The organism is Streptomyces sp. NPDC031100 (assembly GCF_055570785.1).
Genome location: NZ_JBVIGN010000008.1, coordinates 180,873 through 207,063 on the forward strand (window position 1 = coordinate 180,873; position 26,191 = coordinate 207,063).

30 protein-coding genes and 1 pseudogene are annotated in these 26,191 nt (G+C 71.0%); 18 read left to right on the forward strand and 13 right to left on the reverse strand.

Annotated elements, in window-relative coordinates:
* Positions 1-89: 89 nt before the first annotated feature.
* The 4 genes from ACZ5DS_RS23435 to ACZ5DS_RS23450 form a co-directional block, all read right to left on the reverse strand.
* Positions 90-770, reverse strand: coding sequence for a Uma2 family endonuclease (locus ACZ5DS_RS23435; protein WP_468241704.1), 681 nt, complete (start codon positions 768-770; stop codon positions 90-92).
* Between the two features lie 59 nt (positions 771-829).
* A complete protein-coding gene (locus ACZ5DS_RS23440) occupies positions 830-1,645 on the reverse strand; it encodes a hypothetical protein (protein ID WP_468242175.1) in 816 nt (271 codons plus the stop codon).
* Between the two features lie 1,103 nt (positions 1,646-2,748).
* On the reverse strand, positions 2,749-2,952 hold the full coding sequence (locus ACZ5DS_RS23445; RefSeq protein WP_468241706.1) for a DUF397 domain-containing protein: 204 nt from the start codon (positions 2,950-2,952) through the stop codon (positions 2,749-2,751).
* Complete coding sequence (locus ACZ5DS_RS23450) at positions 2,936-3,775, reverse strand: helix-turn-helix domain-containing protein (protein ID WP_468241709.1); 840 nt, start codon at positions 3,773-3,775, stop codon at positions 2,936-2,938. The genes ACZ5DS_RS23445 and ACZ5DS_RS23450 overlap by 17 nt, the downstream gene beginning before the upstream one ends.
* 116 nt (positions 3,776-3,891) lie before the next feature.
* Here ACZ5DS_RS23450 and ACZ5DS_RS23455 point away from each other — a divergent pair, with 116 nt between their 5' ends.
* From ACZ5DS_RS23455 to ACZ5DS_RS23465, 3 genes are all read left to right on the forward strand, one after another.
* Positions 3,892-4,203: a hypothetical protein gene (locus ACZ5DS_RS23455; protein ID WP_468241711.1), complete on the forward strand. Its 312-nt coding sequence runs from the start codon at positions 3,892-3,894 to the stop codon at positions 4,201-4,203.
* A 142-nt stretch (positions 4,204-4,345) separates the two neighbouring features.
* Complete coding sequence (locus ACZ5DS_RS23460) at positions 4,346-5,473, forward strand: NADH:flavin oxidoreductase (RefSeq protein WP_468241713.1); 1,128 nt, start codon at positions 4,346-4,348, stop codon at positions 5,471-5,473.
* A 69-nt stretch (positions 5,474-5,542) separates the two neighbouring features.
* Positions 5,543-7,096, forward strand: coding sequence for a carboxylesterase/lipase family protein (locus ACZ5DS_RS23465; RefSeq protein WP_468241715.1), 1,554 nt, complete (start codon positions 5,543-5,545; stop codon positions 7,094-7,096).
* On the opposite strand, the gene ACZ5DS_RS23470 is transcribed toward ACZ5DS_RS23465, so the two are convergent.
* The gene (locus tag ACZ5DS_RS23470; RefSeq protein WP_468241718.1) at positions 7,093-7,665 is read right to left on the reverse strand and encodes a hypothetical protein; all 573 of its coding nucleotides are present in this window, start codon (positions 7,663-7,665) and stop codon (positions 7,093-7,095) included. The genes ACZ5DS_RS23465 and ACZ5DS_RS23470 overlap by 4 nt on opposite strands.
* Before the next feature lie 56 nt (positions 7,666-7,721).
* Between ACZ5DS_RS23470 and ACZ5DS_RS23475 the strand changes: the two genes are divergently transcribed.
* Positions 7,722-8,441 carry a class I SAM-dependent methyltransferase gene (locus tag ACZ5DS_RS23475; RefSeq protein ID WP_468241720.1) on the forward strand — a complete coding sequence of 240 codons (720 nt, stop codon included), beginning with the start codon at positions 7,722-7,724 and terminating at the stop codon, positions 8,439-8,441.
* On the opposite strand, the gene ACZ5DS_RS23480 is transcribed toward ACZ5DS_RS23475, so the two are convergent.
* The 4 genes from ACZ5DS_RS23480 to ACZ5DS_RS23495 are packed head-to-tail and all read right to left on the reverse strand — an operon-like array spanning position 8,430 to position 12,081.
* On the reverse strand, positions 8,430-8,666 hold the full coding sequence (locus ACZ5DS_RS23480; protein ID WP_468241722.1) for a hypothetical protein: 237 nt from the start codon (positions 8,664-8,666) through the stop codon (positions 8,430-8,432). The two genes, ACZ5DS_RS23475 and ACZ5DS_RS23480, sit on opposite strands and share 12 nt — an antisense overlap.
* Positions 8,667-8,709: 43 nt before the next feature.
* Positions 8,710-10,170, reverse strand: a complete 1,461-nt coding sequence (locus ACZ5DS_RS23485) for a PTS transporter subunit EIIC (protein ID WP_468241724.1) — start codon at positions 10,168-10,170, stop codon at positions 8,710-8,712.
* Between the two features lie 16 nt (positions 10,171-10,186).
* Positions 10,187-11,116, reverse strand: coding sequence for an N-acetylmuramic acid 6-phosphate etherase (gene murQ / locus ACZ5DS_RS23490; RefSeq protein ID WP_468241726.1), 930 nt, complete (start codon positions 11,114-11,116; stop codon positions 10,187-10,189).
* A 59-nt stretch (positions 11,117-11,175) separates the two neighbouring features.
* The gene (locus ACZ5DS_RS23495; RefSeq protein ID WP_468241729.1) at positions 11,176-12,081 is read right to left on the reverse strand and encodes a MurR/RpiR family transcriptional regulator; all 906 of its coding nucleotides are present in this window, start codon (positions 12,079-12,081) and stop codon (positions 11,176-11,178) included.
* Positions 12,082-12,136: 55 nt separating this feature from the next.
* On the opposite strand from ACZ5DS_RS23495, the gene ACZ5DS_RS23500 reads away from it, so the two are divergent.
* Both ACZ5DS_RS23500 and ACZ5DS_RS23505 read left to right on the forward strand, forming a co-directional pair.
* The gene (locus ACZ5DS_RS23500) at positions 12,137-12,520 is read left to right on the forward strand and encodes a hypothetical protein (RefSeq protein WP_468241731.1); all 384 of its coding nucleotides are present in this window, start codon (positions 12,137-12,139) and stop codon (positions 12,518-12,520) included.
* Between the two features lie 7 nt (positions 12,521-12,527).
* Positions 12,528-12,782: pseudogene (locus ACZ5DS_RS23505) on the forward strand (DUF4031 domain-containing protein); the annotation flags it as partial.
* 397 nt (positions 12,783-13,179) lie between these two features.
* Here ACZ5DS_RS23505 and ACZ5DS_RS23510 read toward each other — a convergent pair.
* The 4 genes from ACZ5DS_RS23510 to ACZ5DS_RS23525 all read right to left on the reverse strand — a co-directional run bounded on the left by ACZ5DS_RS23510 (position 13,180) and on the right by ACZ5DS_RS23525 (position 15,351).
* Positions 13,180-13,611, reverse strand: coding sequence for a DMT family transporter (locus tag ACZ5DS_RS23510; RefSeq protein WP_468241733.1), 432 nt, complete (start codon positions 13,609-13,611; stop codon positions 13,180-13,182).
* Positions 13,612-13,657: 46 nt separating this feature from the next.
* The gene (locus ACZ5DS_RS23515) at positions 13,658-13,978 is read right to left on the reverse strand and encodes a DMT family transporter (protein ID WP_468241735.1); all 321 of its coding nucleotides are present in this window, start codon (positions 13,976-13,978) and stop codon (positions 13,658-13,660) included.
* Between the two features lie 231 nt (positions 13,979-14,209).
* Positions 14,210-14,866, reverse strand: a complete 657-nt coding sequence (locus tag ACZ5DS_RS23520) for a DsbA family oxidoreductase (RefSeq protein ID WP_468241737.1) — start codon at positions 14,864-14,866, stop codon at positions 14,210-14,212.
* On the reverse strand, positions 14,863-15,351 hold the full coding sequence (locus ACZ5DS_RS23525) for a nucleoside deaminase (protein ID WP_468241739.1): 489 nt from the start codon (positions 15,349-15,351) through the stop codon (positions 14,863-14,865). Before ACZ5DS_RS23525 ends, ACZ5DS_RS23520 begins: the two co-directional genes overlap by 4 nt.
* 263 nt (positions 15,352-15,614) lie before the next feature.
* Between ACZ5DS_RS23525 and ACZ5DS_RS23530 the strand changes: the two genes are divergently transcribed.
* From ACZ5DS_RS23530 to ACZ5DS_RS23585, 12 genes are all read left to right on the forward strand, one after another.
* Complete coding sequence (locus ACZ5DS_RS23530) at positions 15,615-16,061, forward strand: MarR family winged helix-turn-helix transcriptional regulator (protein ID WP_468241741.1); 447 nt, start codon at positions 15,615-15,617, stop codon at positions 16,059-16,061.
* Positions 16,062-16,506: 445 nt separating this feature from the next.
* Positions 16,507-17,985, forward strand: a complete 1,479-nt coding sequence (locus ACZ5DS_RS23535) for an AMP-binding protein (protein WP_468241743.1) — start codon at positions 16,507-16,509, stop codon at positions 17,983-17,985.
* Positions 17,982-18,239 carry an acyl carrier protein gene (locus tag ACZ5DS_RS23540; protein WP_468241746.1) on the forward strand — a complete coding sequence of 86 codons (258 nt, stop codon included), beginning with the start codon at positions 17,982-17,984 and terminating at the stop codon, positions 18,237-18,239. Before ACZ5DS_RS23535 ends, ACZ5DS_RS23540 begins: the two co-directional genes overlap by 4 nt.
* Positions 18,240-18,352: 113 nt before the next feature.
* Complete coding sequence (locus ACZ5DS_RS23545) at positions 18,353-18,727, forward strand: ectoine synthase (protein ID WP_468241748.1); 375 nt, start codon at positions 18,353-18,355, stop codon at positions 18,725-18,727.
* 82 nt (positions 18,728-18,809) lie between these two features.
* Complete coding sequence (locus ACZ5DS_RS23550) at positions 18,810-19,964, forward strand: acyl-CoA dehydrogenase family protein (RefSeq protein ID WP_468241750.1); 1,155 nt, start codon at positions 18,810-18,812, stop codon at positions 19,962-19,964.
* Between the two features lie 25 nt (positions 19,965-19,989).
* On the forward strand, positions 19,990-20,676 hold the full coding sequence (locus ACZ5DS_RS23555) for a transglutaminase-like domain-containing protein (RefSeq protein WP_468241752.1): 687 nt from the start codon (positions 19,990-19,992) through the stop codon (positions 20,674-20,676).
* Between the two features lie 28 nt (positions 20,677-20,704).
* Positions 20,705-21,514, forward strand: coding sequence for a maleate cis-trans isomerase family protein (locus ACZ5DS_RS23560; protein ID WP_468241754.1), 810 nt, complete (start codon positions 20,705-20,707; stop codon positions 21,512-21,514).
* A complete protein-coding gene (locus tag ACZ5DS_RS23565; RefSeq protein WP_468241756.1) occupies positions 21,511-21,756 on the forward strand; it encodes a DUF6253 family protein in 246 nt (81 codons plus the stop codon). Before ACZ5DS_RS23560 ends, ACZ5DS_RS23565 begins: the two co-directional genes overlap by 4 nt.
* Positions 21,753-22,766, forward strand: coding sequence for an FkbO/Hyg5 family chorismatase (locus tag ACZ5DS_RS23570; protein WP_468241758.1), 1,014 nt, complete (start codon positions 21,753-21,755; stop codon positions 22,764-22,766). The genes ACZ5DS_RS23565 and ACZ5DS_RS23570 overlap by 4 nt, the downstream gene beginning before the upstream one ends.
* Complete coding sequence (locus tag ACZ5DS_RS23575; protein ID WP_468241761.1) at positions 22,763-23,956, forward strand: 3-deoxy-7-phosphoheptulonate synthase; 1,194 nt, start codon at positions 22,763-22,765, stop codon at positions 23,954-23,956. The genes ACZ5DS_RS23570 and ACZ5DS_RS23575 overlap by 4 nt, the downstream gene beginning before the upstream one ends.
* A 38-nt stretch (positions 23,957-23,994) precedes the next feature.
* Positions 23,995-24,981 carry an LLM class flavin-dependent oxidoreductase gene (locus ACZ5DS_RS23580; protein ID WP_468241763.1) on the forward strand — a complete coding sequence of 329 codons (987 nt, stop codon included), beginning with the start codon at positions 23,995-23,997 and terminating at the stop codon, positions 24,979-24,981.
* Positions 24,981-26,174: an MFS transporter gene (locus tag ACZ5DS_RS23585; RefSeq protein WP_468241766.1), complete on the forward strand. Its 1,194-nt coding sequence runs from the start codon at positions 24,981-24,983 to the stop codon at positions 26,172-26,174. Before ACZ5DS_RS23580 ends, ACZ5DS_RS23585 begins: the two co-directional genes overlap by 1 nt.
* Positions 26,175-26,191: the final 17 nt, after the last annotated feature.

Consider the following 26,191-nt stretch of genomic DNA (forward strand, 5'->3'; position numbering starts at 1 on the left):
CGACCTGACGGTTGATCGCCTGTCCCATCGACCGAGGGCGGTGCTTCCAGCTTGTGGCTGGGGGTGCCGCCCTCGGGCGTTTACTGAGGTCAGTCGGCGTACCGCTTGAGTTGCTCGGTGTCGAGGGTGATGCTCACGGGCGGCGGCAGCTCGACAGTGGTGCCCCACGGGTAGGACGGAGACCGCTGGTATTGCCCGTCCTTGGGCTCGCTGTAGACGACGACTGTGTTGCTGTCGCGGTCGATGAGGAGGTAGACGGGGATGCCGGCCGCCGCGTAGCCGGTGGGCTTGTCGATGCGGTCACGCTGGTCGGTGTCGCGGTCGTGGGAGGTGATCTCCACGGCCATGAGAACACCGTCGGTTTTCGACCACTCGCCATCGCCTGTGAAGTGGTCCACCGGTACGAGGGTCCCGTCCGTGCGGGCGCGGCCCTTGCGGTATGCCTCAGCCTTGACACCGGACTCGGGTACGAGATCGAGGTCGGGACGGTGCTGCATGCACTGGCGCAACAGCCACATGAAGATTGAGCGGTGGTTGCCGTCCGGCACTGCCTTGACCTCGACTTTTCCGTTGATGTACTCAAGCCGCACGGTTTCGGGTGCCACTGCGGCCAACTCCTCGAACTCCTCGACGTCGAGCGGGCCGTGCCGAACGCACAGCCTTCCGCCGAGGAACTCCAGGCGGTACCGCAGTTCCCTAGGAGCCCTGCGGACGAGTTCCTCGAAGTCCTCGACGGACATCTGCGGGTGTTCTTCGGTGTCAGGGGTCATGGCGTCGCCTCCTCCCCTCCATCGTGCCCCTGAGTGGTCATGTCGGACCGTGGAAGCTGTCATACGGGTGCCCTTTCTCGTCGTCTGAGGGACATCGCAGCGCGGATCTCCGCTGCGTGGACTTGGACCGCTGAAGTGGGCAGGGGCGCGTTGGAGTGCGACGGCGCGTGTTCGCCCCGGCAGTCGCCACACACGCCCCCCGGCAGTGCTTCCGGCCGCCCCGGCACCCCGCACTCCGCGCACTCCAGGACCCGGCGGGGTGGGCGGCGGACCGGTTCCGGCGGGAGTTTGTCGATCAGCCGGCGGCGGACCAGGGCGGCCGGGTGGTGGACCGGGGTGGGCAGGCCCTCGGTCAGGGCGCGGAGTACGGTCTCGTCGGTGGCTCCGCGTGCGAACCACTCCGTCAGGAGCGGGGCGAGCGCGGCGCAGTCGGCGGCGGAGAGGGACAGGACCGGGGCCGTTCGGCCCAGGGCGGCGAGGAGGATGTGGGCACGGGAGCGGGTGGGGCCGGGCCGTTCGGGTGGGTCCTCTGGTACGTCGCCGCGCGTGAAGGCCGCCCACCAGCCGTCGTCGCGTGCGGTACGGGACCACCACGATCGGGTGATCCAGCGCGAGCTGCCGTCCTTCGTCTCCAGCCGCTCCCTTCCTCGCCGTAAGTGGCCTGTCGCCTGGAGCCGGTTGAGGGCCGTGCGGAGTGCGCACTGGCCGTACGGGAGCGTCTTGGCCAGCGTTTTCACGGAGATGTCGGCGCCGTCGGGAAGGCGGTCGATGTACGCGGCGATGGCGGCTTCGCGGGGCGGGAGGTGCGCGAAGTCGTGGTTGGTGCGGGTGAGTTGGTCCGGTGCGGAGCGCTTGCCGTAACCCGGATTGGCCATCGGGTGCGGGGACGCGTGCGCGGGCAGGGGGGCAGCACTAAGCTTGGCGTCAGCCACGGGATCGCTTTCTCCGATCTCGTAGGTCAAGCCCCCGCAGGTGTTCGCGCACCTGGCGGGGGCTGTTCGTTATGCGGGCACGCTAGAGCCTCGTGACTGTGCGTGGCAAGTCGAATGCGGGAAGTCAACTCGCAGGGTGGGAGGGTGGGTTGAACCCCCACCCATTCCATGAAAGGAAGCTCGGGGCTTGGTGCTTGAGCCTCGGGAGTTGGTCAGTGACCGTTGGGCCGCCCGCTTCTTGGCCAGTGTCGTGCTTCCGCGAGCCGAGTAAAGGGCGCTCCCGTTCCGCTGCGCTCCACTCCCGCGTCGCCTTCGGCGATGGCCCTCCGGGCCACCCTTGACTCGGCTCGCTCCAGCACGGGTGAGAAGCGAGCGGGCGGCCGGGGAGCAGTGGGCGACTCAGGGCGTACGCCCTTGGGTGGGCTGCGTCCTGGGCCGGGGTGACGGGGGCGCGCTCGCGTCTCGCCTGCACGCCGGTTCGGCGTAGCGGCTTGCGGCCGGTGGGTGGGTCGCGCCAGGTCGCGCCAGCTGTGGGGGAAGGCCGGGACCGGGACCCCTCGCGCCCCGTCCACGTCTCGACCGTCACACAGGCCCCTTCAGGCTCGCGTCACCTGGTGAGTGGTGCATCTGTTCCACCTACCCTTGGTGAAGGGGCCCCGGCCGGGCAGGTCCGACGAGGCTGGGTGGAACACTTTCACCACTCAGGCCCATCGGCCCGACTGGCTGCCAGGTTTCCTGCCTGCGAACCTCCGAACCTCCCGTTTCCTTGGCCCACTCACCCGCAGCCGCCAAGCCGGCCCGGCGTGCAGGCGAGATGCGAGCGCGCCCGTCGGCGAAGGGCCACTGCGCAGCCGACCGGGATCGCGAACACCGGCCGGGCACCCGCCTTTCAGGGCCGCTCGCTCGCTTCTCACCCGTGCTGGAGCGGCCCGGGTCAAGGGTGGGCCGCAGGCCCATCGCCGAAGGCGACGCGCAGCGCCCTTGAGGCGGGCCGTGGAAGCACGACACTGGCAAAGAAGCGGGCGGCCCCAACGGCCACTTGGAAACTAGGCTCGCTTCAACGCCTCGACGAACACCGACCAGGCCTCCGCCCGGAACGCGAGCTTCGGGCCGTGGGGCCTCTTTGAGTCGCGGACGGGGATGAGGGTGGGGAAGCCGCGGGTGACTTCGAGGCAGTTTTCGTCGCCGCCGCTGTAGCTCGACTTGATCCATACGGCCGTGCTCGGGCCGCGGTCAGGGATGTTCCTCATGTACGTAATCCTCTGCCAACGCCTCAATGAGCGCCAGGGACTTCGTCTGTGAGAGCGCTGAGGCCACGAGCAGGTCGTACACGAACCTCAGTCGGGCGACGGTGGCCGGGTCGTCCTCCAGTCGTCCAGTGCTCAGCCCTTCCATGTAGGCCAGCGGAGGGGCGTCCTCGAACTCCATCAGCTTCAGAGCGCCCTGCATCGCCGTGTGTGCGCCCGAGCTGAACGGCACCACCTGCATGACGATCCGGTTCCGGCGAGCCAGGCCGGCGACATGGCGTAGTGCCTCCGCCATCACCGCCGGGCCACCGACTTCCCGGCGCAGCGCCGCCTCGTCAAGCACCGCCCACAACACGGGCTTTGTTGGGTGATCGAGCAGACGGGCCCGTTCCAAACGGCCTTCCACCCACTCGTTGATGGTCTCCTCCGGCGTCATCGCCGCCCACACTTGGTCCACGGCCCGTGCGTACGCGGGCGTCTGGAGCAGTCCGGGGATCAGGAGCGGAACGTAATGCCTGATCGTCGTGGCCAGAGCCTCGGCCTCCACTACGTCTGCGTAGTGGTGCTGATACTTCGACTTGGCCGCCGCATTGCAGTTCCGCGCAAAGAAGCCCCCTGTGTCCAGGACTTCGTCCAGCAACGCCGCGTACTCCGGCTGCATCCGCCGAGTCCCCGCCTCCAACTGCCCGATGAACGACCCGCTCACGAACAGCCTCTGGCCCAACTCCGCCTGACTCAGGCCCTTCCGCTCCCGCGCATGCCGTAACTCCGCGCCCAACAACGCGCGTGGCGACGACGAGGGATCAAGGTCCTTCGGTCCTGCCATGGCAACTCCCTGGTCCTACAAGCGGGGTTGTTGGGACGCCGTATCTTGCCAGGCTAGAGGAGTTGCGGCCACGCTGTGTAGTGAACCTGAATACTCAGCGTGGAGGGATTGGCGCAATGGAGAGCAAGGAAACGAGGACGGACGAGCGGCCCGCCCGGTCCGCGGAGGAGGCCGTCGAACGGCTGCGCTCGGCCCTGCACGACCTGGGGATCATCCTCCCCTCGCTGCGGATCGACCCGGTCACCGGCGCGTACGGCCACCCGTACGCCCTGGTCGACCTGGGCCGCTGCAACCTGGGCGTGGCCTCACGGCTGGCGGCCGCCCTGCGGGCGCGGGGCGGTGAGGCGGCGCCCGACGAGGTGCTGCGGGAAAGGGTGCGGCGGCTGAACCGGGAGACCCGCTCACGCCCGGTGGCTGAGCTGCCCTGACGCAGGGGCGTGTCCGGGGTCACAGTGGGCCGGCTCCCGTGCGGGGAATGTGGGCCACCGCATAGGCCGTTTCTTCAGTGAGTGCAACAATGCGTGTGCACATACCAGCCGGTCGACCGACTCACTCACCAGGAGCCCCCACGTGACCGTCACGACGCCTCCCGCCTCCCGTGCGGCCCAGATACTCTCCCGCCCGATCGCGCTCAACGGGCTCACCGTGCCCAACCGGATCGCGATGGCGCCGATGACCCGGATGTTCTCCCCGGGCGGCATCCCCGGCGAGGACGTCCTGTCGTACTACGCGCGCCGTGCCGCCGCCGGTGTCGGGCTCATCGTCACCGAGGGGACGTACGTCGGGCACGACTCGGCCGGGCAGAGCGACCGGGTGCCCCGGTTCCACGGTGAGGAGCAGCTGGCGGGCTGGGCGAAGGTCGCCGAGGCGGTGCACGCCGCGGGCGGCACGATCGTGCCCCAGCTGTGGCACATCGGCATGGTGCGCAAGCAGGGCGAGCCGCCGTTCGCGGACGCTCCCGCGATGGGCCCGTCCGGCCTGGTCACGGAGGGTGCCGAGCCCACCGGCAAGGCCATGACGCAAGCGGACCTGGACGACGTGATCGCCGCGTTCGCCCAGGCCGCCGCCGACGCCGAGCGCATCGGCTTCGACGGCATCGAGCTGCACGGCGCCCACGGCTACCTCCTCGACCAGTTCCTGTGGGCGGGCACCAACCGCCGTACGGACGCGTACGGCGGCGACCCGGTGGCCCGTGCCCAGTTCGCGGCGGAGATCGTCGCGGCGGTCCGCGAGCGGGTGTCCCCCGACTTCCCGGTCATCTTCCGCTACTCGCAGTGGAAGCAGCAGGACTACGGCGCCCGCCTCGCCGAGACCCCCGAGGAGCTGGAGTCGATCCTCACCCCGCTCGCCGCCGCCGGCGTCGACGCCTTCCACGCCTCCACCCGCCGCTACTGGCTGCCCGAGTTCGAGGGCTCCGACCTGAACCTCGCGGGCTGGACGAAGAAGCTCACCGGAAAGCCGGTCATCAGCGTCGGCTCGGTCGGCCTCGACGGCGACTTCATCAAGGCCTTCGTGGGCGAGGGCTCCCCGGTCAAGGGCATCGACAACCTGCTGGACCGCATGGAGGCCGAGGAGTTCGACATGGTCGCCGTCGGCCGTGCGCTGCTCCAGGACCCCGAGTGGGCGGCGAAGGTGCTCTCCGACCGCTTCGACGAGCTGAAGCCGTACGACGCAGCCGCGCTGAAGACCCTCAGCTGAACTGGTCCGGGCCGCCGGGCACTTGTGATCGTTCCTGTCCGTTCCTCTGATGACCAGTGAGGAGCGAGCATGACGACGAGTGAGGCCGAGGACCGGGCGACGGGGACCGCCGGGCCCGTGGTGCGCACCGCCTCCGGCGCGGTGCGCGGCCGCCACGAGGACGGTCTGGCGGTCTTCCGGGGCATCCCCTTCGCCGAACCGCCGGTCGGCGAGGCCCGGTTCCAGGCCCCGCGCCCGGCCCGGCCCTGGGACGGCACCCGGGAGGCGTACGCCTTCGGACCGCCTCCTCCGCAGGACATCGGCATCCACGGCCGTCCGGGCGCGGTGACCGGCCCCACGGGTGACGACTGGCTGACGGTGAACGTGTGGACGCCGGAGCCGGACCGGTCCGCCGGCCGCCCGGTCATGGTGTGGATCTACGGCGGCTCGTACAAGATGGGCCACGCGGGCCAGCCGGCCTACGACGCCCAGCGCATCGCCCGGACCGGCGACGTCGTCGTGGTCACCTTCAACTACCGGGTGGGCATAGAGGGTTTCACCCGCATGGACGGCGCACCGGCGAACCGGGGTCTGCTGGACCAGGTGGCCGCCCTGGAGTGGGTGCGGGAGAACATCGCGGGGTTCGGCGGCGACCCCGGCCAGGTCACCGTCTTCGGCGAGTCGGCCGGAGCGGGTTCGGTGGCCGCGCTGCTGGCGATGCCGAGGGCCCGCGGCCTGTTCCGGCGGGCGGTGGCCCAGAGCGTGCCGGGCACCTTCTTCTCCGACGAGCTGGCGCGTGACATGGCGCGGGCGCTCGCGGCCGAGGCGGGACGGCAGCCCACTGCGGCGGACCTGTCCGCCGTCGACCCGCGTCAACTGACGACCACCGGGCAGGCGTTGAGCGCCAAGATGCTCCAGTACACGGACCGATGGGGCCAGGCGGCTCCGACGGTCACGCCCTTCTCCCCGGTCGTCGACGGCGACGTCCTGCCCACCACCCCCTGGCAGGCCCTGGCCGCGGGCGCGGCCCGGGACGTCGACCTCCTGGTCGGCCACAACCGCGACGAGTTCCGTCTCTTCCTGGCCATGGGCCTCATCCTTGACAAGATCACGGACGAGCAGGTGACCGGGGCCCTGCGCCTGCTGGCCCCGGGCGGCGCGGCGGGCGAGCGTGCGTACCGCGCGGCCTTCCCGGACGCCTCCCCGTCCGCGCTGTTCGAACGGGTCCAGACGGACTGGCTGTTCGCGATGCCGACCCTGCATCTCGCCGAGGCCCAGCTGGCGGGCGGCGGCAGGGCCCACGTCTACGAACTGACCTGGCCGGCACCCGGCAGCGGCGGCGCACTGGGTGCCTGCCACACCCTGGACGTCACCCTGCTCTTCGGCGGCTACCGCGCCGACCTCGGGAAGCTGCTCTTCGCCGGGGTCGACATACCGGCCGAGGCGAAGCAGCTGTCGTCCCGCTTCCGCCGCGCGTGGACGTCCTTCGCCCGGACGGGAGACCCGGGCTGGCCGGCGTACGACACCGAGGCACGCCTGGTGCAGATCCTCGACGCGGAGCCGACGGTCACGGCCTACCCGGAGGAGCGCAGCAGACGCCTGTGGGAGGGGTACGACTTCCGTCCCCTGCCTTTGCTGGCCTAGAAGCCCCCCAGCGGCTCGATGTCCACCTGCACCGGGGTCCCCCAGATCCGCAGCACCTCGTAGTCGGTGAACTCGTGCACGAGGCGGTAGGCCATGGCGGGCCGGGAGCCGCGTCGCTGGGCGGCCAGATACGCCTCGGCCTCGTGCCGGTCCCGCCGGGGCGTCCCGCACAGCTGCCACTCGCGCCCGTTCCAGGCCTCCGGCAGCCAGCGCTGCTGGGGCTGGGGGCGGTCGGCGCGGACGCCGTAGCGGGAGGGCGCGGCGGCAACCGGCTCGGCCGTGTGCGCTCTGCTGCCCTGGAACTCCGACCGCCGGGCGGCCCGGCGCCGGGTCTCGCAGAGCAGACACAGATCGGGGGCGCCCTCGTCGACGGGCCCGTGCGGATGTTCGGGGCACCGGGTCGAGGGCGCGCCCGCCGAGACGCTCTCGTCCAGCAGGTCGAGGGCGCGCCGCAGATCGGCCTTGATCTCGTGCAGCCGGGCGTCCGGGGTGTCGGCCGTGAGGGCCTCCCCGTGCTCCCCGAGCAGTCGGAGCGCCCGGCCGAGGGCGGTGAGCTGGGCGTGATTCATGCCCGCACCCTAACCGGGGCCGCCGCGGCAGGCGGGGCTCGTGGTGAGGTGGGCGTATGACGACGACGCTCGTGGATCGGCTCCTCGGTGCCCTGAACCGCTTCAATGCCGCCCACCCGTGGGATCACAACGCGCACTATCACCGCTGGCTGCTACGGCGGTTACCCCGCCGCTTCGGCAGGGCGCTGGACGTGGGGTGCGGGAGCGGTGATCTGGCACGGCTGCTCGCCGCCCGGGCCGACACCGTCGACGGGATGGACGCGGACGCGGACATCATCGACCGGGCGAGGCAGGCGACCGATGCCGGCATCCCCGTCACCTACACCGTCGCCGCCGCCCCGCACGACCTGCCCGCAGGCCCCTACGACGTCATCACCTGCGTCGCCGTCCTCCACCACCTCCCCTTCGCCGACACGCTCGCTCGTCTCCGGGCGGAGCTGACCCCGGGCGGCACCCTGGTCGTCGTCGGCTGTGCGCGGGCCGCGAGCCTCGGGGACCACGCGCTCGGGCTGCTTGCCCTACCCCTCAACGCGGCGGTCGGATGGGTCAGGAACCGAGGCCGACCGGGGGCTCGGCCCGTCTCCATGACCGCCCGCACCCGCGACCCGGAGATGACCTTCTCCGAGATCTCCCGAGGGGCGCGCGAGATCCTTCCGGGTGCCCGGCTCCGCCGCCGTCTCTTCTGGCGTTACACCCTCGTCTGGCACAACACCGGCGGATCCGGCTCGGCACGAAGGACCCCGACCCCTCGCCGGCCGTCGTCGTCACCGCTGTAGGACCGTGATGCCCGTGCTGGTGCCGCGCCGCGGGAGGAGGTCGCCGCACGCGGGGGCGGCATCGGGCACCGGCAGCGGCGTCATGGCCCTGAGCACGGGGAACACGGCGAGCTTCCCGGCGCACGTGGCGGTGCCGGTGGGCGATTTGGTCCAGTGGACGTCGGCGTGGGCGGGGGCCGCCAGAGCGGCGCCGCAGGCGGTCAGGGCCGCGGTGGCCAGGAGCATCTTCTTCATCATGCCCGGGGAAACGACCGCTGCCGACGGTGCGTCACGCCGATGCGGCCACCCGGGAGCGGCGGGGGAAGCCGAAGAGATACGTCGCCGCGAACCCCACCGCGTAACCGGTGAGCAGCCCGCCGCCGTAGATGGCCGCCGTCAACCCCGGGCTCCTGTTCCCCGCCAGCAGCGGGAACAGGGCCCAGCCCGACGGGCCGATGGCGGTCGCCCCGACCTTGTCCCCGAGCATCGCGAAGCACCCGACGAAGGCCCCGCCGGCCGCCCCGCCCGCACACGCCGTCACGAACGGCCGCCCGAGCGGCAGGGACACCCCGTAGATCAGCGGCTCGCCCACGCCCAGCAGCCCGGCCGGGAGCGCCGACCTGATCGTCGTACACAGCGAGGTGTCGTGGCGCAGGCGGACGTACACCGCGAGCGCCGCGCCCACCTGCCCCGCGCCGGCCATGGCCAGCAGGGGGAGCAGCACCGTGTAGCCCTGCTGCTCGATGAGGGTGGTGTGGATGGGGATCAGGGCCTGGTGCAGGCCCAGCATGACCAGGGGCAGGAAGAGGCCGCCTAGGACCAGTCCGGCCATGGCTCCGGTCGTGGCCAGCAGCCAGTTGGCCGCCGTACCGATCGCCGAGGCGACGACACCGGCCGCGTACATCAGGCCGTACAGCGTGACCAGGCCGGAGACGAGGACGGTCACGGTCGGGGTCAGGAGCACGTCCAGCGCTCCCGGCACCCGGCCCCGGCACCACTTCTCCACCCGGGTCGCCAGCAGCGCCGCCGCGAGCGCGCCGAGCACCCCGCCCTGGCCCGGGGCCAGATGCACCCCGAACGCCGCCACCTTCGCCACGCCCGGGTACACGACCACGGCTGCCACCGCACCCCCCAGCACCGGCGTGCCGCCGAACTCCTTCGCCGTGTTGTGCCCGACGAACACCGCGATCAGCGCCATGAACGCGGAGGCGACGGCGGCCAGGGCGGGGGTCAGACCGGGCAGCCATCCGGCGTTGACCAGCAGCCCGTTGATCCCGGCGAGGATGCCGCAGCCGATCAGGGCGGGGATGAGCGGCACGAAGACGGCGGCGACACGGCGGAGGACGGTCTTGAAGGGGGTGGCGTTGCGGAGCCGGAGCTGCTCCTTCACATGGGCGCCCACATGGGCGCCGGTACCGGTACTGATCGGCCGATCCGGTTGATCAGTGACCTGGGGTTGATCAGTGACCTGCGTCTGCACCGCTGCCGTGACCTCGTCGACCAGCAACTGCACCGCAGCGGTGACCTCCCCGACCACCCCCGGCCCCAGCACGACCTGTACCGACGACTTCCCGTCCGCGACCACCCCCAGCACCCCGGGCAGCCCCCGCAGCCCCTGCTCGTCCACCGCCGCGGGATCCGCGACGCCCAGTCGGAGCCGGGTCATGCAGTGGGCCACGGAGGTGACGTTCGCGGGGCCGCCGACCCGGGCGAGGACGGCGGCTGCGGTGGAGGCGGGGTCGTTGCGCACGCCCCGAGCGTGCGGGTCAGGTGCCCGCGACCGCCAGCGCGGCACGCAGATGACCGCCGGACTCCTCCAGAAGGCGGGCGGCCGTCGGGCCGTCGACACCGGCGAGGATGGTCAGGATGGCGTTCTTCACCTCGCCGCCCGACTCGGTGAGCGCCCGCTCGATCTCCTCGTCGGCGGCTCCCGTGGCCAGCGCGACGATCCGGCGCGAGCGGGCCCGGAGCTTGTCGTTGGAGGCGCGGACGTCGACCATCAGGTTCCCGTACGTCTTGCCGAGCCGGATCATCGTGATCGTCGACAGCATGTTGAGCACCAGCTTCTGCGCCGTGCCCGCCTTCAGCCGTGTCGAACCGGTGATCAGCTCGGGGCCGACGACGACCTCGATGCCGTGCTCGGCGGCGGCCGCGAGCGCGCTGTGCTCGTTGCAGGCCAGGCCGACGGTCAGGGCGCCCAGCGCACGGGCGTGCTCGACGGCGCCGATGGCGTACGGGGTGCGGCCGGAGGCGGAGACGCCGACGACGGCGTCGTCCGCACCGATCTTCAGCGCGTCCAGGTCCCGGCGGGCCAGTTCCTTCGAGTCCTCCGCCCCCTCGACCGAGGTGACCATGGCCTCGGGCCCGCCCGCGATCACCCCGACGACCTGGGCCGGGTCGGTGTTGAAGGTGGGCGGACACTCGGAGGCGTCGAGCACACCGAGCCGCCCGGCGGTACCGGCACCGGCGTAGATCAGGCGTCCGCCGCGGGCCATGCGTGCGGCGACGGCGTCGATGGCGCGGGCGATCTGCGGCAGGCGCACGGACACGGCAGCGGCGACACCCGCGTCCTCACCGTTCATGAGGCGGGCGATGTCGAGGGTGGGCAGCTGGTCGATGTCGGCGAGTTCGGGCCGGAAGGCTTCGGTGGTCAGGGAAGCGAGTTCGGCTTGGAGGTGACGGGGGGTGGAGGTCATCGAGGGCGGCTCTTTCCGGTTCAGGGCGGGTCAATTCCCCGGGCAGTCGGTCCTACGGCCTAACGAGGCGAACTCCGATGCCGATGAGCCAACGCTTCGTACGACGCCGCCAGCGCAGGCGCCGCACTCTCATAAGTCCGCTGCGCAACCCCCACGAACAAACAGTCCACCACCAGCAGCTGACTCGTCCGGGAGGACATCGCGGCGGGCCGCAATTCGGTCTCCCGCGAGGTGGACGTCGTCAGCACATGGTCGGCGTACTGCGTGACCGGGGAGTCGGGCCGCCCGGTGATGGCCACCGTTGTCGCCCCGTGCTCGAACGCGACCCGCAGCGGCTCGATGACATCCCCCGTCGAGCCGGAGTGCGTGATCGCGATCGCCACATCCCCCGCCCGCAGCTGCACCGCGTTCGTCACCGCGAGATGCGGATCGCTGTGCGCGTGGGCTATGAGCCCGATCCGCAGCAGCTTCTGTGTGAGGTCCTGGGCGACCAGACCGGACGCCCCTATGCCGTACACGTCGGTGCGGCGGGCGCCGGCGAGTGCGGTGACGGCCGCGCCCAGCTGCGCGGTGTCGAGTCCGGCGGCCGTGTCGGCGAGGGTCTGCTGCTCCTCGTAGGCGAGCTTGGCCACGACGTCGGCGATGGGGTCGTCCACCGCGATGTCCGTCGTGATCGCGGGCGCGCGGCCCGACTGCTGCTGTGCGGCCAGCCCGGCGAGGGCGAGGCGCAGGTCGCGGTAGCCGGGGTAGCCGAGCAGACGGGCGGTGCGGACGACGGTCGCCTCGCTGGTGCCGGTCAGCTCGGCCAGGCCGGTGACCGTCAGGGCGGCGCAGCCGGCCGGGTCGCTCGCGACCGCCTCGGCGACGCGCTGCATGGACCGGGTCATGGAGGGGGCGAGGGTGCGCACCTTGGCGGCGAGAGAGCCGCCCGGACTGCCGAAAATTTCCTTCACGTCCTGGGTCACCTGTGAAAGATATTTTCGGTTCGGCGTCGCGGTCAAGAGTGCGCACAATGGGACCATGGAGTCTGTAACCCCGCTTGAGCAGGCGCTCCACGCTGCCCGCGCGCTGGTGCTCGCCGATCTGGTCGCGCGCGAGGTCGCCGAGGCTGATGTGATCTCACTGGTCGAGGACTCCGTCGCACAGCGCCGCTGGTGGGTCGAGCAGTGGCCGGACGGCGTCGAGTACCTGGCCGGGCTGGTCGCGCAGGACGTACAGGACGCGCTGCTGGAGCGGTACGGCCGCTGGCCGCTGTGCCCGGTCTGCCCCTCGGGCGACCCGCATGCGCTGGACGTGGAGCCGGAGCTGGGCCCCGACCCGCACTGGGTGTGCCACAAGGCGGGCGTGAAGGTGGCCGCGGTGGGTTCGCTGGGGCGGGCCACGGGCGGGATGCAGTCCTCGTGAGGCGCCCGTGACGGTGTACATCGACCCACCGGCCTGGCCCGGTCACGGACGCATGTGGTCGCACCTGGTGAGCGATGTGTCGTACGCCGAACTGCACCTGTTCGCGGAAGAGTTGGGCGTCCCCGGCCGGGCCTTCGAGCGCGACCACTACGACCTCCCGTCCCACCGGTACGCGGACGCGGTGGCCGCGGGGGCGGTGGAGGTCAGCAGCCGGGAGGTGGTGCGGCTGCTGAGGGAATCCGGTCTGCGCCGTCCGAAGAGGCATGAGGCCCGGCGGATGCACACAGAAGTCCTGCCTGGCCGGCACCCCGTCCGAGGCCCGGGCCCGGACCGTGATCCCGACCGTGGACAGTCCCTGGATCAGTGACGTGGCCCGGGCCGACCGCTGTCGTGGACGGTGAGCCGGCGGACTTGGGATGAATCCCCCTCAGAGCCTGTGTCATATCCCCGGCCGGGCGCGCGACGCCTGGCACGCACTCCCCCACTGCCTTAAGGGCGTGGGGGGACCCCCAGCCGCGTTGCCGAACCACCCACGTGGCTCCTCCCCCACGCTCGGCTTCGCTCGCGCGGGGGCACCCCCATCGAGGGCGCTCCGGCGCCTTGCGATCGCACGCACCAGACGCCGCGCGCTGATCCGACCGGGGATATGACACAGGCTCTCAGCGTTCTGCACCCTGGGTCTGCTGCTGCCTGGCGGCGATCTCCTGGGCGCCCTGCAGCGCGGCGTCGGGCTCCTGGCCCTTCTGCGGCCTGTCGGCGAGCTTGAGCCAGACCACGCCGGCGATGATGACGCCCAACCACAGTGCCTGGACCAGGGTGAGGGTCTCGTCGAAGAAGACGGGGCCCAGCAGCGCCGCACCGGCTGCCCCGATTCCAGCCCAGACGGCATAGCCGATACCGACGTCGATGGTGCGGAGCGCGACGCTCAGTGCCCAGAGCGTCAGCAGGAAGAACACGACGGCGACCAGCGACCACGACAGGCGAGTGAAGCCGTGGCTTCCGCCGACGCAGAGCGCGTAGCCGACTTCGAACACTCCGGCGAGGAGGAGCGTGAGCCAGGAGTTGGCTGAGGAGCGGCCGGTGTTGGACATGTGCGCAAGTCCTTTCGTAGAGATGGTCCGGGTAACGGCGGGATGCTCAGGCGGCACCACTGAGCTGGAGGCCGACAACCCCGACGATGATGGCGACGATGCCGAGTGCCTTGCGCCAGTCCAGGCGCTGGCCGAAGAGCAGCGCTCCGAGAAGGGCGATGCCGATACCGGCGATGGACGTCCAGATGGCGTAGCCGACGCCGACGTTGAAGGTCAGCAGTGCCTTGCTGAGGAAGTAGGTCCCGAAGGCGCCGCTGACCAGGGTTGCGATGGTCCACTTGCGGTTCTTGAAGCCTTCGGCCTTGCCGGCTGCGATGGCGACGGCGATCTCGAAGATGTCTGCGATGGCGAGGTAGACCCACTGCATGGGAAGTCCTTTCGTTCGATGGAGGCCGGCGCCGCGGGGCCGGCCCGCCGTGGGGGGCCGTGGCGCGTGAACGGTGGTGGGCACGGCGAAGCGGTGGTCCGCCGGGACGCCGGGTGGAGTCGGGTGCGTCCGGCCTGGGATCAGGCGGCCTGGGTTCGTCCGGCTCGGAATCGCCCGGCTCGCAAACAGCCGGGACGGACACGCCGGGGCATCCGACTGCTTCGTGTCATGTCAGCACCCGTCGATGCCGCAGGCGGCACCTCCGGCGACTGCCTGTTCGGCCTGGATGTCGAGCACGGCCTTGCGGATCTGGGCTGCGGCGGGGACACCTTCGATGCGGTGGTGTTCGCCGATGATGATCGTGGGAGCGACGGAGATGCGGTACGCCGCGGCGGTCCGCAGCGCCTCCTGGTGGGCTTCGGTGTACGTCCCGACTGTCAGCGCCTCGGTGAAACCGGCTTCGTCCAGGCCCAGTTCGGATGCGATGTCGGCGAGGACGTCCAGTTGACCGATGTCCCGGTTCTCCTGGAAGAAGGCCCGCAGCACGCGCGGAGTGTATTCCGCGGCCTTGCCGTGCTCGGCCGCGTATTGGTAGCCCTCGAACGCCAGCCGGGTGTAGGGCTGTGGTGAGACGGTGGGCAGGGTGATGTCCACGTTCATCCGGCGGGCCATCGGGTAGACCGAGCGGGCCCAGATCGCCGGCAGGTACTCGTCCTCCGGCCGTAGTGTCGGGGTCGGGTGAGGCCGCAGCTCGAACGGCATCCACTCGATCTCGACGTCGAGGTCGCGGGTGGCCTCGTGCAGCGGGCCCTCGGCAAGCATGCAGAACGGACAGACGTAGTCCGACCAGACTTTGATGCTGACTTTGCCGGTTTCCGTGTCGGTCATAACCGCCTCCGGTTCATGGCGAGGAATTCTTCGAACGGCTCCGTCCCTTCCGGGATCGGCAGCGAGGTGACCTTGATCGGCCAGGCCGCCGGGTCGTCGGCGAAGATCGAGTAGGACCCCGAGTAGTCGAAGCCGTACTGTGCGGCCGTCCTGCGGTCGGCCACGTGGACGATGTGGCTGACGTTGAAGTACAGCGAGGCCATGTAGCACAGGGCACAGGGCTCACCGGAGGCGAACAGCGTGGCTCCGGCGGTGGCGTGCAGCCCGTACCTGGCGGCGGCTTCACGCAGCGCAACCACCTCGGCGTGCGCGGTGGGGTCGTTGTCCTCGCGTACCCGGTTGAAGCCGGTGCCGAGGATACGGCCGCCGTTGACCACCACACCGGAAAACGGGATGCCGCCCTTGGCGACGTGCTCGCGGCTGATCCGTACCGCCTCGCGGGCGTACTCGGTCAGCTCGCTCTCTGAGAGCTCGGAACGGGACACCTTTGCTCCCCGGCTCAGACCGTGAAGGAGGTCGGCCGGCAGGCGGTGGTCTTCTGATCAACATCCAGCAGCCAGGCCCGGCCCCTGGAAGGGGAACCGTTGGCTGTGGGTGCCGTGGCATCCGGCATGGAACCCTCAATCGTTGCTTGTACGTGCATGTTGTTTTATCTCATAAGATCCGGGCGGACGGGTAGGGCGAACGGCTGAAGCTTGCATGAACATGTATCTTGTTGTCAACGAGCCGCTTAAGAGGGAGCTGCCTCATGTCCACGATCTCCTATGCGTCGGCCGCCTCGTCCGACCAGGCCATGTGGGGGAGAGTCCTCACCCTGCACGCGCATGTGGAGCGCCAGCTCACCCAGGCCCTGCAGCGCAAGCACGGGATAGGGCTGTCCGAGTTCCGCGCCCTGGAGTCTCTCGTCCAGGCCAAGGACAGCGAGCTGCGCATGCAGGAACTTGCCGACAAGGTCGGACTCGGGCAGAGCTCGGTGACCCGGCTGGTCGGCCGGCTCTTCTCGGCCGGCTTCGCCTTCCGGGATCTGTGTCCCGACGACAAACGCGGTGTCTACGCCGTGCTCACCGACGAGGGCAGGCAGCGCTACGCCGACGCGCGCGCCACCTACTCCGAGGTCCTCAGTGCGGCGCTGAACACCGCCGGCGCCACCGTGGAGCTGGCCGGTACGGTCCAGGCGCTGCGCAGCGCCCTCTGACCTGCATCGTCGTCGCCCTCCCGCTCCGCCCCGAAGAGCCACCTGCCGAAAGCCGTCCCTTGGGACGGCTTTCGGCGTTTCGTACCCGGTCGTGGGCATGCCCGGGCGAACGCCGATTCCGCTCGGCGCACCATTCCTTAAACGATGCGACACCTTGACGAAAGCTTTTCCGTCAACTCGAAACACATAGTTCACCAAGCAAACTCAGCACTCGAACCCGTTCCTGTTCGAGTGATGTGCGTCACTGCTCGCACGGCCAATTACATGCTTGACTCTGCATGTAAACGCAGTACGGTTGATCATGGCTCGATCACGGGGGAGTGATGCGGGGCCGACCCGAGCAGTTGACCGCCGGGCTCCGCGATTTCTTGGGCGCGACTCAAGCGCCGTCACCCCCCTTGGGCTGGTCGCTTTCACATGGACAGGTGCATGAATAGGGGGAACTGTGCCGTTACCACGCCTTTTTGACGCGCTCGCCGCGCACGCCCGGCGTCGGCCCGATCAGGTGGCCCTGATCAGGGGCGAGCAGCAGGTGACGTACCGCCGGCTGGTCGACCTCGCCGAGGACTTAGCCGGCGCCCTGGACGGTCTCGGGCTCGACCGGCGGCAGCCGCTGTGCGTGCCCGCCCACAAGACGCCCGCGACGATCGCCCTGCTCATCGGCGCCTTCCGGGCCGGCTACGCGGTCCTCATGCCCTCACCCGAACTGGGCTCCTCAGCCCGTGCGGCGCTCGCCGCGCAGGCCCGGTGCTCCCAGGTGCTGACCGTCGACGACCAGGGGGTGCTCGACACCGCCCCGGTCGTGCCGGACGAGCAGGCCGCCCGGGACTTCGACACCGTGGACCCTGCCACCGCACCCCTGCTGCTCACCACCTCCGGCTCCACCGGTACGCCGAAGATCGTGCCCATCCCGGGCGATGCCTTCGAGCGGTTCGCCGACTGGGCGACCAGCCGGTTCGGCCTCACCGAGCAGGACACCCTGCTGAGTTACGCACCCCTGAACTTCGACCTCTCCCTGCTCGACGTGTGGACCGCGCTGCGGCTGGGCGCCCGAGCCGTTCTTGTCGAGCAGGAGTTCAGTGCGGACGCACGTCACCTGCAGGACCTGGTCACCCGGCACGAGGTCACCTTCGTCCAGGGCGTGCCCATGCTGCACCGGCTGCTCACCCAGGACGGTGCCGTCCATCCGACGGTTCGCACGGTGATCTTCACCGGGGACGCGATGTCACAGGCGCTGCTGCGGCAGCTGGGCACGGCCTTCCCCGGCGCCGGCTTCCACAACGTCTTCGGATGCACCGAGACCAACGACAGCTTCATCCACGACGCCGACCCCGTGGAGGCCGGCGAGCAGACCCCCATCGGCCGGCCGCTGCCCGGGGTCCGGGCCCTGCTGCTCGACGGCGAGGGACGGGTCCTCGACGGTCCCGGCACCGGTGAACTTCTCGTGACCACGCCGTTCCAGACCTTCGGATACCTGCAACGCTCCCGCAACGAAGGGGTGTTCGTGCCGGCCCCCGACGGCGGCGGCGAAGTCTTCTACCGCACCGGCGACCTCGTCACCCGGGACGCCGACGGCCTGCACTGGCTGCAGGGACGCACCGACTTCCAGGTCAAGGTCCGCGGGGTGCGGACCAATGTGCAGGAGGTCGAGAACGTCCTGGGAGCCCACCCCGAGGTCGCCGAGGCCGCCGTCGTGGCGATCCCCGACCCCGAGGCCGGCTACCGGCTGCACGCCCAGGTGACCCGGCGGCCCGGCACCTCGCTCACCTCACTGCGGCTGCGCTCGCACAGCGCCGAGCGCCTGCCCCGCCATGCCATCCCGTCCTCCGTGCACGTGGGCGACGCCCCGCTGCCGCGCACGTCCACCGGAAAGCCCGACCGCAACCTCATCAAGGCAGCACGACAGAAGGGAAATCCCGCATGACCTCCCTGGCGGACGAAATTCGCGACTACGTCGTCGCCGAGTTCCTCGACGGAGAGGACACGGCCGACCTGACCGCCGAATTCGATCTCATCGACAGCGGTGTCGTCGACAGCCTGGGTGTGGTCCGGGTCGTCTCGCATATCTCCCGGACCTACTCGATCCCGATCGACGACATTCCGCTGACCCCGGACAACTTCCGCAGCATCGGCGCCATTTCGGCATTCGTCGAGAACGCGACGAAGACCGCCGCCTGAGCCTGCGCCCCGACTTCTGCAGCAGACCGGAAAGCGCTCACCGAGCGCTTCCAAAAGATCTTCCGGAAAAACGTGTCACACACGAAGAACCTGTCACTCACAAGGAGACTTTCATGATCGTCCGCAGCACCAGCGAGCTGGCCCCCGTCGAGTGGGGCAACGGCACCAGCCACCGCCTGCTCACCGAGGCCGACGGCATGGGCTTCACCGTGTGCGAGACCCTGGTCCGCAAGGGAACCTCGAGCGCCCTGCAGTACCGCAGCCACCTCGAGGCCTGCTACTGCACGGGTGGCTCCGGCGAGGTCGTCACCACGTCCGGTGAGCGCTACAAGATCACAGAGGGCACCATATACGCCCTCAACGAGAACGACGCGCACTACCTCATAGCCTCCGACTACGAGGACCTGAGGCTGATCTCCGTGTTCAGCCCGGCCCTGCGCGGCGACGAGAAGCACACGCTGTCTCCCGACGGCTTCTCCCAGTACTGAGTTCCGCGATCCGGGGCCCGCCCCGCCGACAGCGGCGCGGGCCCCGGCCCTGACCAGCGACGTACCGGAAGGCAGCACACGTATGACACCCGCACCGTCCGCACCGCACACCGACGGCACCGGACCGGACCCGTACACCCTCGCCGCCCCCTGGGCGGACGAACTCAACCACGACGTCGAGGAGTGGGACGCCCGCGCGGAGTTCCCCTGGGAGAAGTGGAAGACGATCCAGCGCTCGGGACTGCTCGCCGTACCGTTCGAGACGCAGTACGGCGGCCGTGGCGGCACCCTGACCGACACGATGCGTGCCCTGGAGGGCCTCGGGCGCGTCTGCCGCGACGCCGGCCTCGGCTTCTCCGCCTCCACACAGATCGTCAGCGTCGGCGTCCCGCTGCAGGCGTTCGGCTCCGCGGAGCTCAAGTCCCGCTTCCTGCCGGGGATCGTCACGGGCGATCTGATCACCGCGCACGCCATCACCGAGCCGGGCAACGGCTCCGACGCCCTGAACATCTCCACCACCGCGACCCGGGACGGCGACGACTACGTCATCGACGGCGGCAAGATGTTCATCACCAACGCTCCGATCGCCGATCTCTTTCTGCTGTACGTACGGACCGGCAAGCCCGGTCCGTTCGGTCTGAGCGTCTTCCTGGTCGATCGGGACACCCCCGGTCTCCGGGTCGGCGAGCCGCTCGGCAAGATGGGGCTGCGCACCTCCCCGCTGAGCGAGGTGACCTTCGAGGGGCTGCGCGTGCCCGCCGCCCGGCGCATCGGTCAGGAGGGCGCAGGCTTCCTGATCCTCGACCATGTGATGAAGCGGGAGATCCTCTTCTCCTTCTCCCTCACGCTGGGCGAGATGGAGCACCGTCTGGAGCGCGTGCTCGGGTACGCCAAGTCCCGCCGCCAGTTCGGCGAACCGATCGGCGCCTTCCAGGGCGTCGCGCACAAGATCGCGGACATGAAGATCGCGGTGGAGACCACCCGCAAGTGGCTCACCGACACCGGCGCCAAGGTGGAGGCCGGCCAGGACGCCGCGATCGACGTCGCCGCGACCAAGACCGTGGTCAGCGAGGCCAACAAGCGCACCGCGCTCGACGCCGTGCAGATCTTCGGCGGCCAGGGCTATCTCACCGCCACCGGCATCGAGCGGGACGTCCGCAACGCGGTCGGCGGAACCATCTACTCCGGCACCAGCGAGATCCAGCGCAACCGCATCGCCTCCCTCCTGGGCCTGTGAGCCGGGAGCTGACGAAAGGGTCACCATGAACGCACTCACTCCGGACGACCTCCGACGGCTCACCGCGCCCACCGACTTCCTCGACTACGAAAGCGACCCGGTCCAGTCCTTCGTCGACGAGGCGGTCACCGACCGCGGCGCGGACAAGCGCCGGCTGGCCGTCGAGCTCTACCACGCCGTCCGCGACGACGTCTTCTACGAGGTGTACGGGGCCGACCTGTCCCCGCAGGGACTGCGGGCCAGCCACACCGCGTCCACCCGCAAGGGCTTCTGCCTGCACAAGTCGGCGCTGTACGCGGCGGCCTGCCGGGCCGTGGGCATTCCCGCCCGCGTCCACTACGGCGATGTGCGCAACCACCTCGCCTCCGACCGGCTGCGCGCCCACATCGGCGGGGACGTCTTCTTCCACGGCCTCAACTCCGTCCACCTGGACGGCAAGTGGGTCAAGGCCACCCCGGTCTTCAACAAGATCCTGTGCCGCCTGTACGGGATGAAGCCGCTGGAGTTCGACGGCACCGCCGACAGCCTGCACCACCCCTTCGACGACGAGGGCCGCCAGAGCATGGAGTTCCTGGCCGACCACGGCGGCTTCGACGACGTCCCCTACGAGTTCGTGATGGACAACATGCGCCGCAAGCACCCCGGCTTCCTGAACGACACCGGCACCGGCACGGTCCGCGGCGGCTCGCTGGCCGCCGAGGCGTCCGCCTGATCCGGCCCGACGACGAGGAGACACCGAGATGAGCACCATCCGAGCTGAGAAGGACGGCTGGGAGGCGCGGGCGCGCATCGGCGTGGTCGTACCGCACGCGGACGTCGGCCCGGAGTCGGAGTTCCAGGCGATCGCGCCCGAGGACGTGTTCGTGCACGGCTCGCGCGTCCACTTCGGCGCGATGCGGGCCGGCGGCGAGATGGACCCGAAGATCCCGCACGACCCGGTGCGGGCCTTCGTGGAGCCGCCGCACATCGACAACGCTGTCGAGCTGCTGGCCGCCTCCCCGCTCGACGTGATCGCGCTCGGCTTCACCAGCTCCGCCTACGTCCTCGGAGCGAGCGGCGAGAAGGAGCTGTTCGACCGGCTCGCGCGGTACACGCGGGGCCTGCCGCTGACCGGCACCACCACGGCGGCCGTGGCCGGCTTCACCGCGCTCGGCGCCCGGCGGATCGCCCTCGTCAACCCGCCGTGGTTCGACGACCGGCTCTCCGGGCTCGGCGCCGACTACTTCACCGAACAGGGCTTCGAGGTCGTCCACCACGGCCCGTGCGGGCTGCCCAGCAACCAGAAGCTGATCACCCCCGAGGCGCTGTCCGAGTGGATCCGCACCACGGTCGCCGGGCACCGGCCCGACGCCGTCCTGGTGGCCGGCAACGGCATCCGCGCGGTGGGCGTCATCAACGCCCTGGAGCAGGAACTGGACTTCGCGGTCCTGACCGCCAACCAGGTCCTGTTCTGGCACGCCCTGCACCTGGCAGGAGCGGACGAAGCGGCCCGCCGGATCACCGGGTACGGCCGGCTGTTCAGCACCGAGCCGCCGGGCGGCGCGGCATGAGCCTGCTGGCGGCCGACGGGCACGTGGCCCTGTTCGTCACCGACGAGGGAGACGCCCGTCGGCTCCCCCTCGTGTGCTGGCGCGACGACGGCACCACCGTCCACGGCATGGTCCTGTACCGGGGTGCACTGCACCGGGCCGAGTACGTCCCCGGCTTCCGCCGCTATGCCCACCCCCTGGAAGACGACGTCCCCGTGCACCGCGCGGACGCCTCCCCCCACCCCCGAAAGGCACACACATGACCCAGCAGCCCTCCTTACAGGCCTACTTCGCCCCTCTCACCGGCACACCCCAGCCGATCCTCGGCCGGCACGTCCTCGCCACGGTCGCGTTCGGCGAGCGCTTCGGCCTCGCCCTCGACCCGCACGGGCACCCCGAGCTCGCCGTTCCCATGTCCTCGCCGGGCTTCGACGCCTTCCGCGAGGTGTGGACCACCACGGCCGAGCCGGTCTCCGGCACCCGCGACGGCCTGGTCTTCGCGCACGACGGCGAGCACCTCTTCGTCTCCGGCACCATCGCACCGCGGTCCGTGTACGCGCCCACGGTGCGGGCGACCTACGAGGCGGCGTTCGCGCTCGTCGCGGAGCTCGGCTACCGGCACATCTTCCGGATGTGGAACTTCGTCGGCGACATTCTCGGTGCCAACGCCGAAGGCCTGGAGATCTACCAGGACTTCGTGTCCGGCCGCGCCGAGGCGTTCGCCTCCCACCACGGCGACGGCACCGGGCACATGCCGGCCGCGACCGGCATCGGCACCCGGGGCGAGGGCATCTCCTTCGTCCTGCTGGCCACCCGCACCGGCGAGCCCCGGCACGTGGAGAACCAGCGCCAGACGCCCGCCTACCACTATCCCGAGCAGTACGGCCCGAAGCCGCCGAGCTTCGCCCGCGCCACCCTGCTGGAGCCCGGCGGCACGCTCTACGTCTCCGGGACGGCCAGCATCCTCGGCCACGAGACCGTCCACCAGGGCGACATCGCCGCCCAGACCGACGTGGTCCTGGACAACATCGCCGAGCTGATCAGCGGCCCCAACCTGGCCGCGGCAGGCCTGGACGGCGGCCACGAACTCAAGGACCTCCGCCTGGTCAAGGTGTACGTCCGCCACGAGCGGGACCTGCCGGTGGTGCGCGCCCGCTGCAGCGAGGCGCTCGGCCCGGACACGGAGACCGTGTACCTGAACGTGGCCGTGTGCCGGGACGATCTGCTCGTCGAGATCGAAGGGCTCGTCCCCGGCCCGGAGTGGACCCGATGAGCGAGACCTCGCCGCTCTCCCTGCGCGAGGGCCGGGCGCCCGCGGTGTGGGATCTGCTGCCCGCCGAGCAGCAGCCGCACTGGGGCGCCCACCCCGAACTCCAGGACATCCTGGAGGAGCTGCGTGCGGCTCCCGCGCTCACCGCCGCGCCGGACGTCAGGGCGCTGCGGCAGCAGCTCGCCCAGGTCGCCCTGGGCCGCGCCCGGCTGCTGCAGACCGGCGACTGCGCGGAGGACATCCGGGAGTGCACCCCGGAGCACACCGCGCCGAAGGCCGAGGTGCTGGACGAGCTCGGCGACCGGCTCGCCCTGCACACCGGGCAGCCGGTGGTGCGCGTGGGCCGGATGGGCGGCCAGTTCGCCAAGCCGCGCAGCACCCCGACCGAGAGGTACGAGGGAGCGGACCTGCCCGTCTTCCGCGGCCACCTCGTCAATGCGCCCGAGCCGACCGCCGCGGCCCGCCGCCACGACCCGCACCGGATGCTCGCGGCGTACCGGGCGAGCGCGCGCGTCCTGCACGAGCTGGACGTCCGGCGTATCGGCCCGCAGGGCCCGTGGGCCAGCCACGAGGCGCTGGTGATGGACTACGAGGGTGCCCTGGTCCGCCGCGACGCGCAGACCGGGGCACCCTACCTGGCCTCCACCCACTTCCCGTGGATCGGCGAGCGCACCCGGCAACCCGGGCTGGCGCACGTCGAGTTGCTGGCCGCGATGGCCAACCCGGTCGGCTGCAAGATCGGCCCGTCCGCGACGCCCGAGGAGGTGGTGCGGCTGTGCCAGGTCCTGGACCCGCACCGGCTGCCCGGCCGCCTCACGCTGATCCTGCGGATGGGCGTGCGCGCGGCCGAGGCGGCGACGCCCGCGATCGCCGAGGCCGTGCGCCGCGCCGGACACCCCGTGGTCTGGCTGAGCGACCCGCTGCACGGCAACACCGTCAGGACCGCGTCCGGGCTCAAGACCCGTCACCTCGCCGACGCCATCTGCGAGGCGTCCACCGTCCGCCAGGCCCTGGAGGACCAGGGACTGCACGTCGGCGGCCTGCACCTGGAGACCGCGGCGGCCGACATCACCGAATGCGTCGGCGGCCCGGTCACCGGCGAACACCTGGTCCCCGAACGCTACGAGACGCTCTGCGACCCACGGCTCAATCCGCGCCAGGCCCGCGAACTGGTCGACGCCGTCTTCGCCTGAGCCCGCCCCCCACAGACATGAACCCACAGAGGAACCTCATGCCCCCCTCACCCTCCGGCCTGCGCGTCGGTGTCGTCCTGCCCGGCCGCGAATCCGTCGTCGAACGCGGCGACTACCCCCGCCACCTCGGACAACTCGCCCAGAAGATAGAGGAACTGGGCTACGACTCGATCTGGGCCGGTGAGTCCCCGCTGGCCCGCTCCCGGATGAACCCGCTGCTCGCACTGACCGCGGCGGCCACCACCACCGAACGGGTCGGGCTCGGCACCGCAGTGCTGCTGCCGCTGCGCCCGCCGGTGCACCTCGCCCACGAACTCGCCTGCCTGGACCGGATCTCCGGCGGACGCCTGATCGCCGGCCTCGGCTCCGGCTTCAACTCGCCCGCCGCCGAAGCCGAGTTCGAGGCGTACGGCATCCCGTTCGGGCAACGGGTGGGCCGGATGCGGGAGACCCTGGAGATCTGCCGGGCGCTGTGGCGCGCCGAAGGCGAGCCGGTGTCGTACGAGGGCCGCTACCACCGGCTCGACGACGTGGCGCTGCTGCCGGTACCCGAGCAGCCGTCCGGCCCACCGGTGTGGATCGCGCACTCCGGCGAGAAGATGCTGGAGCGCACCGGCCGCCAGTACGACGGCTGGATGCCGACCAGCACCACGTCAGGGGCGTACGCGAAGGGATGGCTGCGGGTGCAGGAGGCGCGCGAGGCCGCGGGCCGCCCCGAGTCCGACGTCACCGGCGCCGTCTATCTGTCGGTCGCCGTCGACGACAGCGTCGAGAAGGCCGAGGAGACCCTGGAGGCCTACTTCCGCGCCTACTACCGCCTCGACCTGCCCACCATGCGCACCACCCAGGGCATCTTCGGCGGCACCGCCGAGCAGGTCGCCGAGTGGCTCGGCGGCTACCTCGCGGCCGGCGCCCGCCATCTGGTGCTCCGGCTGCCCACCGCCGACCTGCACGAGCCACGCTACCGGGCGGCCCTGGAGCGGACGGCCGATGAACTGCTGCCGCTGCTGCGCGGCCTCGCCTGATGGGGGCTGCGGACCAGGTCGCGGCAGCGGCCTTACGGCCGGCGCGCCACTGGGACGTCTGGCGCGCCGCCTGGCCGCTGACCGCCGTCTTCATGCTGTCGAACGTGCCGACCCCGCTGTTCGTCCTGTGGCAGCACCGGATCGGCTTCGGCACCGGCACCCTGACCGTCGTCTTCGCCTTCTACATCGGCGGACTGCTGCTCGCCCTGCCCGTGGCGGGCGCGGTGTCGGACCGGTACGGGCGGCGCACCGTCCTGTTCCCGGCCGCGCTGTCTGCGCTGCTCGCCTGTGTGCTCTACGCGACTGCCGCGAGCGTCGCCGCCCTCCTCGTCGCCCGGCTGCTGACCGGGCTCGCGGTGGGCGGCACCGTGGCGGCCGGCATGGCGGCGGTGGCGGACGTCGGCGGACCCGACCGGCGCCGGCAGGCCTCGCTCGCCGGGTCGGTGGCCATGGGCGCCGGTCTGGCCACCGGTCCGCTGCTGTCCGGCTGCTTCGCGCAACTGCTCCCGGCGCCGACCCAGACGGTGTTCGTCGTCGAGGCGGTGCTGCTGCTGTCGGTGCTGCCGGTCGTCCGCTCGCTGCCGAACGTACGCCGTGCGGGCGCGGGTTCCTGGCTGCGTCCGCCGTCCGTACCGCGCCGCAACCGGCGGGATCTGCTGGTCGGCCTGGCCGCGTACATGCCGGGCATGACCGGGACGTCGTTCCTGCTCGCCCTCGGTCCGACCCTGCTGGCGAGCCTGCTCGGCACCGGCAACCGGATCGTGGCGGGCGGCTCGGCCTTCGTGATGTTCGGTGCCTCCACCGGGGTGCAGTTCTTCGTCAGCCGGTGGCCCACGCGCCGCCTGCTGGGCACGGCGACCGCGGCGACCGCCGTCGGCATGGTGCTGGTGGTGCTGGCCGTGCGCACCGAGTCGGTCGCCATGCTGCTCGCCGCCGCCGTGTGTGCCGGCACCGGCCAGGGAATGGCCCAGCTCGGCGGCTTCTCGCTCCTGAACGCCCGGGTGGCGGCGTCCCGGCTGGCCGAGTCGAACGCCGCGCTGAGCGCCTGGGGATACCTCTTCGCCGGGGTACTCCCGGTGGCCACGGGATATCTCGCGGACGCCACGAGCGTCGGCTTCGGCGCGAGTGTGCTGGGCCTGTCAGTGGCCGCGGCGGCGGCCGTGGGCGGGCTGGCCATCGCCCGCCTCCGCTGAACCCGCCAACAGGTGTG